Annotated in this window: 11 protein-coding genes; 8 read left to right on the forward strand and 3 right to left on the reverse strand. The window is 70.3% G+C overall.

The window, feature by feature from the left end:
- Positions 1 to 464: 464 nt before the first annotated feature.
- The 5 genes from ABZ845_RS14590 (at position 465) to ABZ845_RS14610 (ending at position 5,072) form a co-directional block, all read left to right on the forward strand.
- Positions 465 to 1,595, forward strand: coding sequence for an ABC transporter ATP-binding protein (locus ABZ845_RS14590; RefSeq protein ID WP_360978239.1), 1,131 nt, complete (start codon positions 465 to 467; stop codon positions 1,593 to 1,595).
- Entirely contained in the window at positions 1,592 to 2,245 is a 654-nt protein-coding gene (locus ABZ845_RS14595) for an ABC transporter permease subunit (RefSeq protein WP_360978242.1), read from the forward strand. The genes ABZ845_RS14590 and ABZ845_RS14595 overlap by 4 nt, the downstream gene beginning before the upstream one ends.
- Positions 2,242 to 2,910, forward strand: coding sequence for an ABC transporter permease (locus ABZ845_RS14600; RefSeq protein WP_360978245.1), 669 nt, complete (start codon positions 2,242 to 2,244; stop codon positions 2,908 to 2,910). The genes ABZ845_RS14595 and ABZ845_RS14600 overlap by 4 nt, the downstream gene beginning before the upstream one ends.
- A gap of 153 nt (positions 2,911 to 3,063) precedes the next feature.
- A complete protein-coding gene (locus ABZ845_RS14605; RefSeq protein WP_360978248.1) occupies positions 3,064 to 4,062 on the forward strand; it encodes an ABC transporter substrate-binding protein in 999 nt (332 codons plus the stop codon).
- Between the two features lie 209 nt (positions 4,063 to 4,271).
- Positions 4,272 to 5,072: a VOC family protein gene (locus ABZ845_RS14610; protein WP_360978604.1), complete on the forward strand. Its 801-nt coding sequence runs from the start codon at positions 4,272 to 4,274 to the stop codon at positions 5,070 to 5,072.
- A 50-nt stretch (positions 5,073 to 5,122) separates the two neighbouring features.
- On the opposite strand, the gene ABZ845_RS14615 is transcribed toward ABZ845_RS14610, so the two are convergent.
- Positions 5,123 to 7,681 (reverse strand): amino acid permease, encoded by a 2,559-nt coding sequence (locus ABZ845_RS14615; RefSeq protein WP_360978607.1) that lies wholly within the window; start codon positions 7,679 to 7,681, stop codon positions 5,123 to 5,125.
- A 313-nt stretch (positions 7,682 to 7,994) separates the two neighbouring features.
- Here ABZ845_RS14615 and ABZ845_RS14620 point away from each other — a divergent pair, with 313 nt between their 5' ends.
- Positions 7,995 to 8,468, forward strand: coding sequence for a hypothetical protein (locus tag ABZ845_RS14620; protein WP_360978251.1), 474 nt, complete (start codon positions 7,995 to 7,997; stop codon positions 8,466 to 8,468).
- A complete protein-coding gene (locus tag ABZ845_RS14625; RefSeq protein WP_360978254.1) occupies positions 8,461 to 9,621 on the forward strand; it encodes a damage-control phosphatase ARMT1 family protein in 1,161 nt (386 codons plus the stop codon). The genes ABZ845_RS14620 and ABZ845_RS14625 overlap by 8 nt, the downstream gene beginning before the upstream one ends.
- Here ABZ845_RS14625 and ABZ845_RS14630 read toward each other — a convergent pair.
- Positions 9,614 to 10,888: a cytochrome P450 gene (locus ABZ845_RS14630; RefSeq protein WP_360978610.1), complete on the reverse strand. Its 1,275-nt coding sequence runs from the start codon at positions 10,886 to 10,888 to the stop codon at positions 9,614 to 9,616. The two genes, ABZ845_RS14625 and ABZ845_RS14630, sit on opposite strands and share 8 nt — an antisense overlap.
- 71 nt (positions 10,889 to 10,959) lie before the next feature.
- Positions 10,960 to 11,811 carry an alpha/beta hydrolase gene (locus ABZ845_RS14635; RefSeq protein ID WP_360978257.1) on the reverse strand — a complete coding sequence of 284 codons (852 nt, stop codon included), beginning with the start codon at positions 11,809 to 11,811 and terminating at the stop codon, positions 10,960 to 10,962.
- A gap of 177 nt (positions 11,812 to 11,988) precedes the next feature.
- On the opposite strand from ABZ845_RS14635, the gene cyc2 reads away from it, so the two are divergent.
- Positions 11,989 to 14,175 carry a germacradienol/geosmin synthase Cyc2 gene (gene cyc2 / locus ABZ845_RS14640; RefSeq protein WP_360978260.1) on the forward strand — a complete coding sequence of 729 codons (2,187 nt, stop codon included), beginning with the start codon at positions 11,989 to 11,991 and terminating at the stop codon, positions 14,173 to 14,175.
- Positions 14,176 to 14,350 lie beyond the last annotated feature (175 nt).

Consider the following 14,350-nt stretch of genomic DNA (forward strand, 5'->3'; position numbering starts at 1 on the left):
TCGTGTGTTGTTTCCGATATTGAAAACGCTACGTTGCTTTCCGGATCCGCACAACAGATTCGTTGCGCTTAATCTGCATGTATGCAGGTAGCGGCGGAGAAATCGTTGCAACGGGGTTCGCGGGTAATGCAACGACCTCCCTCGGTTCGTTGCAATGAATGAGAGGTGAACGCCCTGGGTGCTGGACCAGGGGCCACCACGAGGGAGCGCCGGGGAGCTCGCGGTGGCAGGAGGGCGGACTCGCCCGGCGGGAACGTCGGCAGCTCGCGCCGACTCGCGGCCGCGGTGAACGGACCGTGAAAATCGAGCCCCGACTTCCCCTGTTTTCACAGGGTTTGGCGGGCCGAAGGCCGAACGCACCAGTAGTTCGGATTCGGTGGCAGCTTAGACTCGTTCCGCAACGGCCCGTGCGACATGGCCGCTGAGCAGGCCTCTCCTGTCACACTCGAAGGGCGATCGGCGCTTTGATACGGATAGATTCAGTCACCAAGCGGTATCCGGACAGCACAGTTGCGGTCGACCGGCTGTCGCTGGAGATACCCGACCGCTCGATCACCGTTCTGGTGGGCCCCTCGGGCTGCGGCAAGACGACAACCCTGCGCATGATCAACCGGATGGTCGAGCCGAGCGAGGGCACGATCACCATCGACGGTGAGGACATCACGCGGCAGCCGGTGAACTCGCTGCGCCGTTCCATGGGATACGTCATCCAGAACGCGGGCCTCTTCCAGCACCGCACCGTCGTCGACAATATCGCGACCGTCCCCCGGCTGCTCGGCTGGAGCAAGTCCCGGGCACGGGAGCGGGCGCGGGAGCTCATGGAGCGCGTGGGCCTCGACGCGTCGTTCGCCAAGCGGTACCCCTACCAGCTCTCCGGCGGACAGCAGCAGCGCGTCGGTGTCGCGCGCGCCCTCGCCGCCGACCCGCCGGTGCTGCTGATGGACGAGCCCTTCTCCGCCGTCGACCCTGTGGTGCGCAAAGGACTTCAGGAGGAACTCCTGAGGATCCAGAGCGAGTTGGGCAAGACCATCGTCTTCGTCACCCACGACATCGACGAGGCGATCCGGCTCGGCACGATGGTCGCGGTCATGCGGACAGGCGGCAGGCTCGCCCAGTTCGCCCCGCCCGCCGAACTGCTCAGCTCACCCGCCGACGCGTTCGTGGAGGACTTCCTCGGCGCCGACCGGGGCATCCGGCGGCTTTCGTTCTTCGAGTCCACGGCGCTGGCGCTGACGAAGACGCCCATCGTGTCCATCGACGCCTCCGCCGAGCGGATTGCCTCTTGCGGCACGGCCGAGACCCCGTACCTCCTCGTGACCGACCCCGAGGGCAGGCCGCTCGGCTGGAGCGAGCCCGGGGAACTGGTCGCGGGGGACATCGAGCCCCGGCGACTGCTGTCGTACGGGCGGCCGTTCGAGCACGGCAAGGACTCGCTGCGCGCCGCGCTCGACTGCGCCGTGCTGTCACCGACCGGCTGGGCTGTCGCCGTGGACGACGGCGGACGGGTGGCCGGGGTCGTGTCGCAGCAGGCCATCGGCGACGCCATCCGCAGCGCTCACGCGGCGGGCGAGCGGGAGGAGAAGGTCGCCGGATGAACCGGTTCTTCGACATCCCCAGCGACCTCCAGCACACCTGGCTCGGCCTCATCGGGCTGCACCTGCGGGAAGCGCTGCTGCCCGTCCTGGCCGGTCTGCTCGCGGCGCTGCCGATCGCCCAGCTGTGCGTGCGGTTCCGCTGGCTGTACGCGCCCGTGCTGGGCGCGACGACCGTGCTCTACGCGATTCCGTCGCTGGCGCTCTTCGTGGTCCTCATCGACTACACCGGCCAGAGCGAGACCACGGTGATGATCCCGCTGGCCCTCTACAGCCTGGTCGTGCTCGTCCCGGCCATCGTGGACGGGGTCCGCTCCGTACCACAGGAGACGCTCGCCGCGGCCACCGCCATGGGCCTCGGCCCCGTACGCCGCTATGCGCAGGTGCAGTTGCCGATCGCCGTACCGGCCATCATCGCCGGGCTGCGGGTGGCCACCGTTTCGAGCATCTCCCTTGTCAGCGTGGGCATGCTGATCGGCAACCAGGGCGCCCTCGGCAACCTGCTCAACGACGCGAACATCTACCACCGGCCCGAACTCGCCGTGAACTCCGTGGTGACGACGGCGGCGCTGGCCATCCTCGCGGACGCCGCGCTGGTTCTGGTGCGCGTCCTGCTCACTCCGTGGATGCCGAGGAAGGGCGCCGCCCGGTGAACGTACTGAACTTCATCCACGCCTTCTTCAGCGACAGCGCCCACTGGCACGGCTACGACGGCATTCCCACGCGCCTCCGCGAGCACATCCAGTACTGCCTGGAGGCGCTCGCCCTCGCGGCCGCGATCGGGCTGCCGGTCGGCCTGCTCACCGGCCACTACGGGCGCGGGGGCAATGTCCTCGCTCTGATCGCCAGCGCCGGCCGGGCGCTTCCGACCTTCGGTCTGCTGGTGCTGATGACCCTTCTGGTGGGGTTCGGCATGGCGCCCGTGATGGTCCCGCTCGTCGTACTCGCGGTCCCGCCGATCCTTGTCACCACCTACGAAGCGGTCCGCTCGGTGGACCCCTCCCCGGTGGACGCGGCACGGGGCATGGGCATGTCTGAGTCGCGGATCCTCTTCCAGGTGGAACTCCCGGTCGCGCTCCTGCTGATCCTCGGCGGACTGCGCTCGGCGGCCGTCCAGATCGTCTCGACCGCCACCATCGCCGCGTACATCGGACTGGGCGGTCTCGGCCGCTACATCATCGACGGCCTCTACCAGCGCGACTACGAGAAGGTCGTGGGCGGGGCCACTCTGGTGGCCACGCTGGCGCTGGCGACGCTCGCGGTGTTCTGGGCGGTGGCGCGGGCCGCCGTGTCCCCCGGAGTCCGCAGAAGTACCTGACAGGACAGGGCACTTCATCACAGGGCCTTCACAAGGGGGGCGCACATCGAGGCCTATTGGTGACCAGAACGCACTTGACCGACCGGGAACGCGCTGGATTGGATCGGTGGAGTGCGGTGCCTCGCCCGCGCACGGCTGCGCCATCCCGGCCCCATGCCTGCCCCACCCCCTGAGTCCGGAACGGGAATCGTGACTTCTACCGTGAACACCAGCACGTCCAGCAGGAGACTCCCCGGCGCGGTCGCCCTCGCGCTCGCCGTCACCGCGGCACTCCTCACGGGGTGTTCCTCGTCCTCCGACGGCAAGTCCGGCAATCCGCTCGCGGGAGGCAAGCCCGGCGACGGCACCGTGGTCGTCGGCTCCAACAACTTCGCCGAGAGCATCCTGATCGCCGACATCTACGGCGAGACTCTCAAGGCCAAGGGCGTCAAGGTCACTTACAAGCCCAACATCGGCAGCCGCGAGACCACCTACGGCCTGCTGAAGAACGGCTCCGTCACGGTCCTGCCCGAGTACAACGGCGCCCTGCTCGCCTATCTCGACAAGACGGCCGCCCCGAAGACGGTCGCGGCGACGACGGCCGCGATCGGCGCCAAGCTGGACTCCAAGCTGACGCTGCTCGACCCGGCGCAGGCCCAGGACAAGGACACCGTCACCGTCAACGCGGAGACCGCGCAGAAGTACAAGCTCACCGACAAGTCGAGCATCGCGGATCTCAAGGACGCCGCGAAGGACCTGACCCTCGGCGGCTCTCCGGAGTTCCAGACCCGGCAGGAGGGCCTGCTGGGCCTGAAGTCGGTCTACGGGCTCACGTTCAAGTCCTTCAAGCCGCTGGACGCGGGCGGTCCGCTGACCGAGGCGGCGCTGCAGAAGGACAACGTGCAGGCCGCGGACATCTTCAGCACGGACCCGACGATCTCCAAGGAGAAGTTCGTCGTCCTCCAGGACCCGAAGAACCTCTTCGGGTTCCAGAACGTGCAGCCGCTCGTCTACAAGTCCGACCTGCCACGCAAGGGTGTCGACGCGCTCAACGCGGTGTCGGCCAAGCTGGACACCGCGGCCCTGCTGGACATGGACACCCAGGTGCAGGTCGACCACAAGGACCCGCTGGACGTCGCCAGGGCGTGGCTGAAGTCGGCCGGCCTGGCCTGACGCCGGTGATCCACCGGCCCGCCGCCCGGTTGCTCACTTTCCGTGTTCATACGTCACTCTGCGCGTCCCCGTGTCATCCTTCTCAGGATGACGCCCGGCGTCCCAGGGCGCATCCTTGCTAGGGCGCGATCGGGGTACGCGGAAAAGACCCCGAGCCGACGACGGAGGAGGTGCCCGGCATCTCCTCCGGGAAACCGGGCGGTGTGGTCATGGTCAAGCACGAGACACCCGGCGGGGGAGGGGTCTCCAGTCGTTCCGTGTTCGGCGCACCCTGCTGGGTCAGCCTGACCACGCGCGACCTGGAGGTCGCCGAGGGGTTCTACCAGGCCGTCTTCGGCTGGGAGTGGCGGCCCAACAGCCTGGGCGACAACTTCCGGGTCGCGGTGTCGGACGGCGTGCCCGTCGCCGGTATCGCGGCTGTCGCCTCGATGTGGCAGATGGCTGTCGCCTGGACCCCGTACTTCGCGGTCGTCAGCGCCGACGAGGCCGCCTCCCGCTGCCGTGAGCGGGGCGGGACGACGGCGGTCGGCCCGATCGCCCTCCCGCCCGGGCGCGCGGCCCTGCTCGCGGACCGCGACGGAGCCGTCTTCGGCATCTGGGAGGGCCCGCTCAACACCGGCTGGAAGGAGTGGCGCGAGGCCGCCCCCACGTTCATAAGGCTGCACACCCGCAACGCGTTCGACTCCGCCATCTTCTACGGTGAAGTCCTGGACTGGGCCTCCGCGCAGCCGGGGTGCTGCGAGGTGCAGTACGACGGTGGCGAGGTGGTTCTGCGCAGCGGCGGGGCGGTGGTGGCGCGGATTCACTCGGGGGCGGTCGAGGCGGCTCCCGATCCCACGATCCGCCCGCACTGGCAGGTCCACTTCGTGGTGACGGACGTCGCCGCCTGCGTCCGCGACGCCCGTGAGCATGGCGGGTCCGTCCTGCAGTGGCAGGAGGGCGCGCAGGAGGCGGTACTGACCGACCCCGACGGCGCGCGTTTCACCGTGACAGCCAGGAGAGAGCACTGATCCGGCGGCCCCTTGCGCCGGCGGAGAGCCGCCCGAACGGCCGACAGCCGTCATCGGCCCGTCGCGGCCGCCACGGGGAGGGTCTGTTCGGTCCAGATGGTCTTGCCGGTGGGGGTGTAGCGGGTGCCCCAGCGCTGGGTCATCTGGGCGATGATGAACAGTCCGCGTCCGCCTTCGTCGTCGCTTGCGGCGTGGCGGAGGTTGGGTGTGGTGTGGCCGGGGTCGGAGACCTCGCAGATGAGGGTGCGGTCGCGGATGAGGCGTACCTGGATGGGGCCGCCGACGTAGCGGATGGCGTTGGTGACGAGTTCGCTGGCGATGAGTTCGGTGGTGAAGGTGAGGTCGTCCAGGCCCCAGTCGCCGAGTTGCCGGTCGATGGTGGAGCGCAGCGAGGAGACGGTGGAGGGGTCGGGCGGCAGCTCCCATTCGGCGAACTGGTTCCGGCCGAGGGTGCGGGTGCGGACGAGGAGGAGGGTGGCGTCCTCGTCGACGGGGCCGGGGAGCATGGCGGAGACGGCCCTGTCGCACAGCCTTTCCAGCGACTGGTGGTGGTCGGACAGGATGCGGGAGAGCTGGGCGAGGGCGACGTCGCGGCCGGTGGTCGCCTGGAGCAGCCCACCGGTCAGGAAGGCGATCAGGCTGTTGGGCGGGAACTGCAGATCGGTGCTCTCGTAGGGCAGGCCGCCGTCGGTGCCCAGGGGCGGTCCGGGCGGCAGCTGCGGGGAGTGGGCGGCAGTCTTGTGCGGCTCCACGATCAGGAGCGCCGGCTGTCCCGCGCGTGCGAGGCTGCACCGCCCCGAGACGGGGTCGTAGACCGCGTACAGACAGGTCACGACGCCCGTGGCCCCGTCGGCATGCTGCCGTCGGTCACCCGGGGCGTGAGGGGGCGCCTCGCTCTCGTCCGCGGTCTGCTTGACGAGATCGTCCAGATGGGAGAGGAGTTCGTCGGGGGCGAGGTCCAGCCGGGCCAGGACGCGCAGTCCCGTGCGCAGGCGTCCCATGGTGGCGGCGGCCCGCATGCCGTGGCCGAGCACGTCGCCGACGACCAGGCCGACCCGGGCGCCGGACAGCGGGATGACGTCGTACCAGTCGCCGCCCACGCCCGAGCCGCTGTCGGCGGGCAGATAGCGGCTGGCCGAGTCGACCGCGGTCTCCTTCGGCAGCCGGTGCGGCAGCAGGCTGCGCTGGAGTTTGAGGGCCACGGTGTGGCCACGGGTGATCACCGGCATCAGCGCGAAGCCGATCAGCAGGGCGCCGAGGCCGACGACCGTGACCCCGCCCGTCGGGCCGATCAGCGGCAGATTCACGGTGGTGGCTCCGTATCCCGGGGCCGCGTAGACGTAGGCCGCGTACAGGAACAGGCAGAGCATGATCAGCCCGCCGAGCCCCGGCAGCAGGCCCTTGAAGACCAGGTCCTTGGTGCTGCGGGTGAGGACGCCGCGGTGGTACCAGAGGCAGGCGAAGCCGGTCAGACCGTAATGGAAGGTGATCGCGAGGCCCACCGAGTTGACCGAGTCCACCAGGAAGTTCTGGCTGAACGACGACAGCAGGACCATGAAGGCGACCGAGGCGGCTCCCATGCCGACGGTGGACCAGGTCGGGGTGAGGAACTTGCGGTGGACCCGGGCGAACTGCGAGGGGACGGCCTTGTGGACCGCCATCGAGAACACGGTCCGGGCCAGCGGCAGGATGGTGGTCAGGGTGGAGGCCAGCGCCGAGGTCAGCACCATCAGGACCAGCAGCCTCGACAGGACCAGACCCGTGTCATGGCTTCCGAAGACCGCCTGGCCGAGGCCCGAGAGCACATCGCCCGAGTTGCTCGCGTTGCCGAGGCCCGAGCCCGAGGTACCGACCCCGGCGAACGCCTGCGCCGAGGTGGACACAAGCGCGTACATGACCAGCAGCAGCACGGTGGAGACCACCGCGGCGCGCCCGGGGATGCGGGTGCTGTCGGACGTCTCCTCGTTGATCGAGACGGCCGTGTCCCAGCCCCAGTAGATGAAGACACCCGCGAGGATGCCCGAGGTCAGGGCCTTGACGGAGGACACCTCGAAGGGGTTGAACCAGGAGGCGGAGACATGGATCGCCGTCGCGGGAGGGTCGCTGTAGACGCGGACCAGCGCGGCGACGGCGAACACGATCAGCATCACCACCTCCAGGCACAGCAGCCAGCGCTGCACGGCGGCGGAGAACTGGATGCCGACATAGCAGACCGTGGTCATCACCGCGATCCACACCACGCCCGCCACGGTGGTCCACAGCCGGTCCGTCGCCAGCCGGTCCAGGCCCACCAGCGAGAAGCTGTACGTACCGGCGATCTCGGCGAGGCTCGCCATGACTATGACGTTGGCGACGATGATGCCCCAGCCGCCCATCCAGCCGGTCCGCGGACCGAAGGCGCGGGTGGCCCAGGTGAAGGTGGTCCCGCAGTCCGCGTTGCTCGCGTTCAGCTCCCGGAAGGCGTACGCGATCAGCAGCATCGGGATGAACGCCAGCATGGTGACGATCGGAGCCTGCAGCCCGACCGCGATCACGATGAGGCCCAGCGTGGCGGCGAGGCTGTAGGCGGGGGCGGTGGAGGCCAACCCGATGACGACCGAGGTGAACATGCCCAGGGCGTCGTGCTTGAGCCCTTTCTGGCCGGATCCCGTGCCTGGAGCGGGGCGGCCGGCGGACTCGCCGTGACCGAAGAGCCTCACACTTGATTGCAACCCCGGCTCTTACCGGTCGCAACAGTTCCCTGGCCCGGTACGGAAGGTCGTCGCCCGGTCGCTGTGCGTGAGGGAATGGCGGGCCCATGGCGGCCGTTAGCGTAGGCGCATGGCAACGGAGAGCACCTCAGGGGCAGTTGAAATGATATGTCCGGGTTGTGGTTCGAGTGGGGCCCGGGCGGTCCCGGAGGTCTGCGCCGATCACGCGGCCATGCGTGACGGCTTGGCCGACCGGCTGGCCCGGACGCCGGGGGTGGCCTCACGGTTCGACGGATGCCTGCACTTCGTGGAGGGCATGGTCATGGTCGGCGTCGGCGTGGCCCTCGCCTACAGCGGTATCGACGGCCACAGACCGCTCTACACGGCCGGGGGATCGCTGCTGGCGGTGCTGCTGTTCGTCGGCACCGTCGTCGTGGTGCGCGGCGAGGGCCGCGACCGGGCACTGGTCACGGCCGGTGAGCCCCGCGCGGACGCACTGTGGCGATCGGCGTACTACTGTCCCGGGTGCGCGTCGGTGTTCTGCGCGGACCGCACTCCGTGGCAGGGTCTGCTGACGCCGGAGCAGTTCAAGAAGTTCGTGTGGACCGAGGCAGGCTACGGGAAGCAGCTCGAGGAGCGGTTCAAGGACGTGGACCTGCCCCCGGGGGTCCTGACCGGCCCCGGAGGAAGCCGAGACCATGCCTGACGCCCCCGTGATCCTCGCCGACGAGCCGGGTTCCTTCCCGCACGGCGTGCTCGCCGCACGGCATCCCGCGCTCATCGGCGCGGTGCGGGAGGCCTTCCCGTACGGCCCCGGGCAGCGGCGTGCGCTCGACGAACTGCTGGGCTCCGCCACCGAGGGCGTGATCGGGCCGCTCGGAACCGAGGACGACGAGCTGTGGGCGGTCTGGGGCGCCCGGCAGTACCTCGGCCGGTCCTGGTTCGAGGTGCCCTTCCTGTGGTCCGAGAGCTACTTCTACCGCCACCTGCTCCAGGCCGTCGGCTTCTTCGGTCCCGGCGCCTGGCAGGGCGTCGACCCGTTCCGGCCCTTCAAACTCGCAGAACTGGACTCCCCGGAAGCGGACGAGGAACTGGCCGCGCTCGACCGGCTCATGGAGCAGCCCCTGGACGAGCAGGCCCGCGCGCTGCTCCACGGCGCGCTCTGGGGCAATCGCGCCGACCTCGGCTTCCGCCTCTCCGCACCCGGCACCCCGGCGCCGGTCAGCCGGCTCGTCGTGGACGAGAGCGAGGAATTCTGGGCGCTGCTGCCCGTCGACACGCTCTGCCTGGTCGCCGACAACGCGGGCCGCGAGCTGATCCCGGACCTGCTCCTGCTGGACCATCTGATCCGCCACGGGCAGGTGCGGCGGGCCGTGCTGTATGTGAAGGCCCACCCCTACTACATCTCCGACGCCACCACCGCCGATGTCGTGGACGCCGTGCGCCGGCTGACCGCCGCGAAGGGCGCCGCCACCGGCGCGGGGGAACGCCTGTGGACGGCGATGGCCGACGGCCGTCTGGAGATCCGGGCGCACCCGTTCTCCTGTGCCCCGCTGCCGTACGCGGACATGCCGGACGACCTGCGCACGGAGTTCGCCGCGGCGGATCTGACGGTCTTCAAGGGCGACCTCAACTACCGCCGCCTGGTGGGCGACCGGCTGTATCCGCCGACGACACCGTTCCAGGACGTCACGGCCTACTTCCCCGGGCCGGTAGCGGCGTTGCGCACCCTGAAGTCCGACGTGATCGTGGGACTCGACGAGGCCACGGAGGCGGCCCTGGTCGCGGCCGAGGAACAGCGGTGGCGTACGAGCGGGGCGCATGCGCTTGTCCAGGTCGGGCCGCCGCGGGTCAAGTGAGCTGGAACGGGAGCGACTTCACGCCGTTGATGAAGTTCGACACCAGCCTCCCGGGCGGTGCGGCGAGGCGCGGTGCGGGCAGGACCCGTAGCGCCTCCTCGTAGAGCACCCGCAGTTGCAGCCGGGCGAAGTGCGCGCCCAGACAGACATGGGGGCCGTCCCCGAAGGAGACATGCGGGTTCGGCGTCCGGGACAGATCGAGCCGGTCCGGCGCGGCGAAGACGCGTTCGTCGCGGTTGGCGGACGCGTGGAAGACGACCACCTTGTCACCCGCCCTGATGCGCTGCCCCGCCAGCTCGGTGTCCTGGAGGGCGGTCCGCCGGAAGCTCAGCACCGGCGGATGCCAGCGCAGCAGTTCGTCGACCGCCGACGCGAGCGGATGCAGCCCCGCGCGCAGTTCCGCGTACGCCGCCGGATGCTCCGCCAGCGCGAGGAGGCCTCCGGGTGCGGCGCCGCGTACCGTGTCGTTGCCCGCGATCGTCAACAGGAAGAAGGACATCTCCAGTTCGGGACCGGTGAGTTCGGCGTCCGTGGCGAGCGCGGTCATGAGGTCGTCGGCGGGGTGGTCCCGCTTGTACGCGGCGAGCTGCTGCGCGTACGCGAACATGTCCCGCAGCGCGCCGGGCGACCGCGGATCGACGGGCCGGCCCTCCGTGTCGAGCTGTGTCCCGCCCGACTCGTCCGGGTCCTGGTAGCCGATCACGCGCCGCGTCCAGTGCAGCAGCAGTCCGCGGTCACGGACGGGCACTCCGAGCAGGTCGGACAGGTTGAGGACGGCGTAGTCGTCGGTGACTGCCGCGACGACATCGCAGGTGCCGTCACCGGCCCGTGCCAGATCCAGGGCGCCCGCGAACAGGGAGCGGGCGCGGTCGCGGGCGAGGCCCGCGAAGCGGTCGATCCGGCGCGGGGTGAAGGCCCGGCTGACCAGCCGTCTCAGCCGCCCATGGTCCGGCGGGTCCTGATTGAGCATCATGCGCCGGATGAACGGCAGGTCGGACGGATCGGGGTCCCGGATCTGGGTGGCGCCGAGGTGGGAGGAGAAGGACGCCGGGTCTTTGAGCACGCGTACGACGTCGGCGTGGCGGGTCACCGCCCAGAACCCGGGGCCCGCGGGCCAGCCGAGCACCTCCGGCTCGTCCTGCCAGGCGACCGGGTGGTGGTCGCGGAGGGTGCGGTAGGCGGCGTGCGGGACTCCCTCGGCGTACCGGCGGGGGTCGAAGACGTCGGGGACGGGTGGGGCGTCCTTCTCGGCGACTCGGCGGGCGATCCCACCGGCGCTTCCGGGGGCGCTTTCAGGGGCGCGCCGAGGAGCGCCCCCACGTGCGTTCCCGCGGACGCTCACGCGCCGGGACTCTCGGTGGCGTCCACGGTCGCGGCCACGGTCGCGGCCACTGGGGCCGGTTCCCCTGCCCCGGCCTCCGCCTCGTCGGCGCGCAGGAAGTCCTCCACGGCGCGGATGAGGTCGAGCGGCGCCTCGTCCATCGCGTAGTGCCCGGCCGAGGGCAGTTCGACGAGCGAGCCGTGCGGATACCAGCTCAGCCAGGTCTCCCGCAGCAGCGCCGCCGACAGCGCGGGATCGAGCGCCCCGGCGACCGCCAGTGCGGGCACCGTCGCGCCGGTGACCTCCGTATGGAAGTCCTCCCCGGCCCAGGAGTCGAGCCACGCCCGGAAGGCCTTGGCATCGCTGAGTGCCAGCGACCGCGCGACCATCCGGTCCAGCCAGGCGGCGGGCGCCCGGCCCCCGGTGGTGATGTCGATGATGACGCGCCGGTTCTCCGGCTGGTGCGCGGCGTTCGCGAACAGCTCCCACTGTTCGGCGGGCATGTTCAGCCCCGAGGCGGGCACGGGCGACACCCCGACGATCCGGCGCATCCGCTCGGGCGCGAGCGCCAGCAGCCGCTGAGCGACCGTACCGCCCATCGAGTGCCCCACGACCGAGAACCGCTCCCAGCCCAGCCGGTCGGCCAGCTCCAGCAGATCGGTGGCGGCCTCGGCGGTGCCGAAGCTGCCTGCGGCGTCCTTGGCCGCGCCGTACCCGCGCAGGTCCACCAGGGCGTAGGTGAAGGCCGAGCGGTCGAGGTCCGGCAGCACCGGGGCGTACGCGGACCGGTCGGCGAACCAGCCGTGCACCGCGAACACCTTGTGGGCGCCGTCGCCGTGCACTTCATGGGGCAGCACGAAGGAGGTCATGCGACAAAGGTGGCCCGGGGGAGGGGAGTCGGCAAGGGGGCGTGCGTAGCACCGGGTGCGCGGTGCGGGGCACGTGCGGGGCGGGGGACGGGTTCCCCTCGGCCCTTGATTCACGCGATGGTGTGACCATGTGTCACCGTGCGGATGTCCCGGCGGAGCCACGGGTAGGGCCCGGCCATGACGCAGCCGTTCGACCTCCCGCACTTCTACATGCCGTACCCGGCACGGCTGAACCCGCATGTCGACGACGCGCGTGCCCACTCCACGGAATGGGCGCGGGCGATGGGCATGCTGGAGGGTTCCGGCATCTGGGAACAGCACGACCTCGACGCGCACGACTACGGGCTGCTGTGCGCGTACACGCACCCCGACTGCGACGGCCCGGTCCTCTCCCTCGTCACCGACTGGTACGTGTGGGTGTTCTTCTTCGACGACCACTTCCTGGAGGCGTTCAAACGCACCCAGGACCGCGCGGGCGGCACCGCCCATCTGGAACGGCTGCCCCGGTTCATGCCCCTGGACCTGGCCACGCCCGTACCGGAGCCGGAGAACCCCGTCGAGGCCGGACTCGCCGATCTGTGGGCGCGTACGGTGCCGTCGATGTCCCTGGACTGGCGCAGAAGGTTCTCCGTCGCCACCGAGCATCTGCTGAACGAGTCGCTGTGGGAACTGTCGAACATCAACGAGGGGCGGATCGCCAACCCGGTCGAGTACATCGAGATGCGCCGCAAGGTCGGCGGCGCCCCCTGGTCGGCGGGACTCGTCGAGTACGCGACCGCCGAAGTCCCCGCCTCCGTCGCCGGGTCACGGCCGCTGCGGGTGCTCATGGAGACGTTCTCCGACGGTGTCCATCTGCGCAACGACCTGTTCTCGTACCAGCGCGAGGTCGAGGAGGAGGGCGAACTCAGCAACGGCGTACTCGTCCTGGAGACCTTCTTCGGCTGCACCACGCAGCAGGCCGCCGAGGCGGTCAACGACGTCCTCACCTCCCGTCTGCACCAGTTCGAGCACACGGCGCTCACCGAAGTGCCCGCGCTCGCCCTGGAGGAGGGCCTCACACCGGAGGAGGTCGCCGCCGTCGCCGCCTACACCCGGGGACTTCAGGACTGGCAGTCCGGCGGACACGAATGGCACATGAAGTCCAGCCGCTACATGAACAAGGGCGCCCGCTCCAAGGCGCGGACCCTCGGCCTGCCCGGCACCGGCACCACCGCGGCCGATGTGCGCGCGCTGCTCTCCGACGCCGGAGCACCCCGGCTGCGCGCGTACACGCATGTGCCCTTCCAGCAGGTGGGACCCTCGCTGATCCCGGACTTCCACATGCCCTACCGGGTGGAGCTGAGCCCCCACCTCGACGACGCCCGGGACCGTCTCACTCCCTGGATGTGGCGCACCGGCATGCTCCAGGAGGGGGTCTGGGACGAGGACAAGCTGGCGGCGGCCGACCTGCCGCTGTGCGCGGCGGGCCTGGACCCCGACGCCACCCCCGAGGCACTGGACCTCAGCTCGGGGTGGCTCGCCTGGGGCGCCTACGGGGACGACTACTACCCGCTCGTCTTCGGCCACCGGCGCGACCTCGCCGGGGCCAGGGTGTACACCGAGCGGCTGTCGGCGTGCATGCCGGTCGACGGCGAGGAACCGCCCCTCCCGGCGAGCGGCATGGAGCGCGGGCTGATCGACCTGTGGGCCCGCACCACGGCGCACATGACCCCGGAGCAGCGGAGCGCGCTGCGCGCGGCCGTGGACACCATGACCGAGAGCTGGCTGTGGGAGCTGTCGAACCAGCTCCAGAACCGGGTTCCGGACCCCGTCGACTATCTGGAGATGCGCCGGGCCACCTTCGGCGCCGATCTCACCAAGAACCTGTGCCGCATGGGCCACGGCCCCCAGGTCCCGCCGGAGGTGTACCGCAGCGGCCCGGTCCGTTCCCTGGAGAACGCCGCCATCGACTACTCGATGCTCGTCAACGACGTCTTCTCGTACCAGAAGGAGATCCAGTACGAGGGCGAGTTCCACAACGCCGTACTCGTCGTGCAGAACTTCTTCGGCTGCGACTATCCGACGGCCCTCGGCGTCGTCCATGACCTGACCACCCAGCGCATGGAGCAGTTCCAGCATGTGGCGGCCCATGAACTGCCGGTGCTCTACGACGACTTCAAACTGTCCGAGGAGGCGCGCGCGACCATGGACGGCTATGTCGCGGACCTGAAGAACTACATGTCCGGCATCCTGAACTGGCACCAGGGCTGCCATCGCTACGGCGCGGACGACCTGGCCCGGCGCGTGCACGGCTTCGTACCGGACCTCGCATCGTCCATCGCCGCGCCGGCCGCGGTCCTGCGGGGGGTGCCGGTGGCACCCTGACCGCACGGGCGCGGAGACCGGTCGCCGCCTGACGCCGTGACCGGTCGCCGCCGACCGGGTCCGGCCGGTCCTCCGGTCGTTCCGGCGGATCCTCCGGCCGCCACGTGCCCGATCAGCTCGCGTCCGCCCCGACTGAGGGGCAGGATGCTGCCCGTAGACCCTGGGACACCCGGAC

Origin of the sequence: Streptomyces sp. NPDC047022, from assembly GCF_040644155.1 — a bacterium.
In the GTDB taxonomy this organism is placed as follows: Bacteria; Actinomycetota; Actinomycetes; order Streptomycetales; family Streptomycetaceae; genus Streptomyces.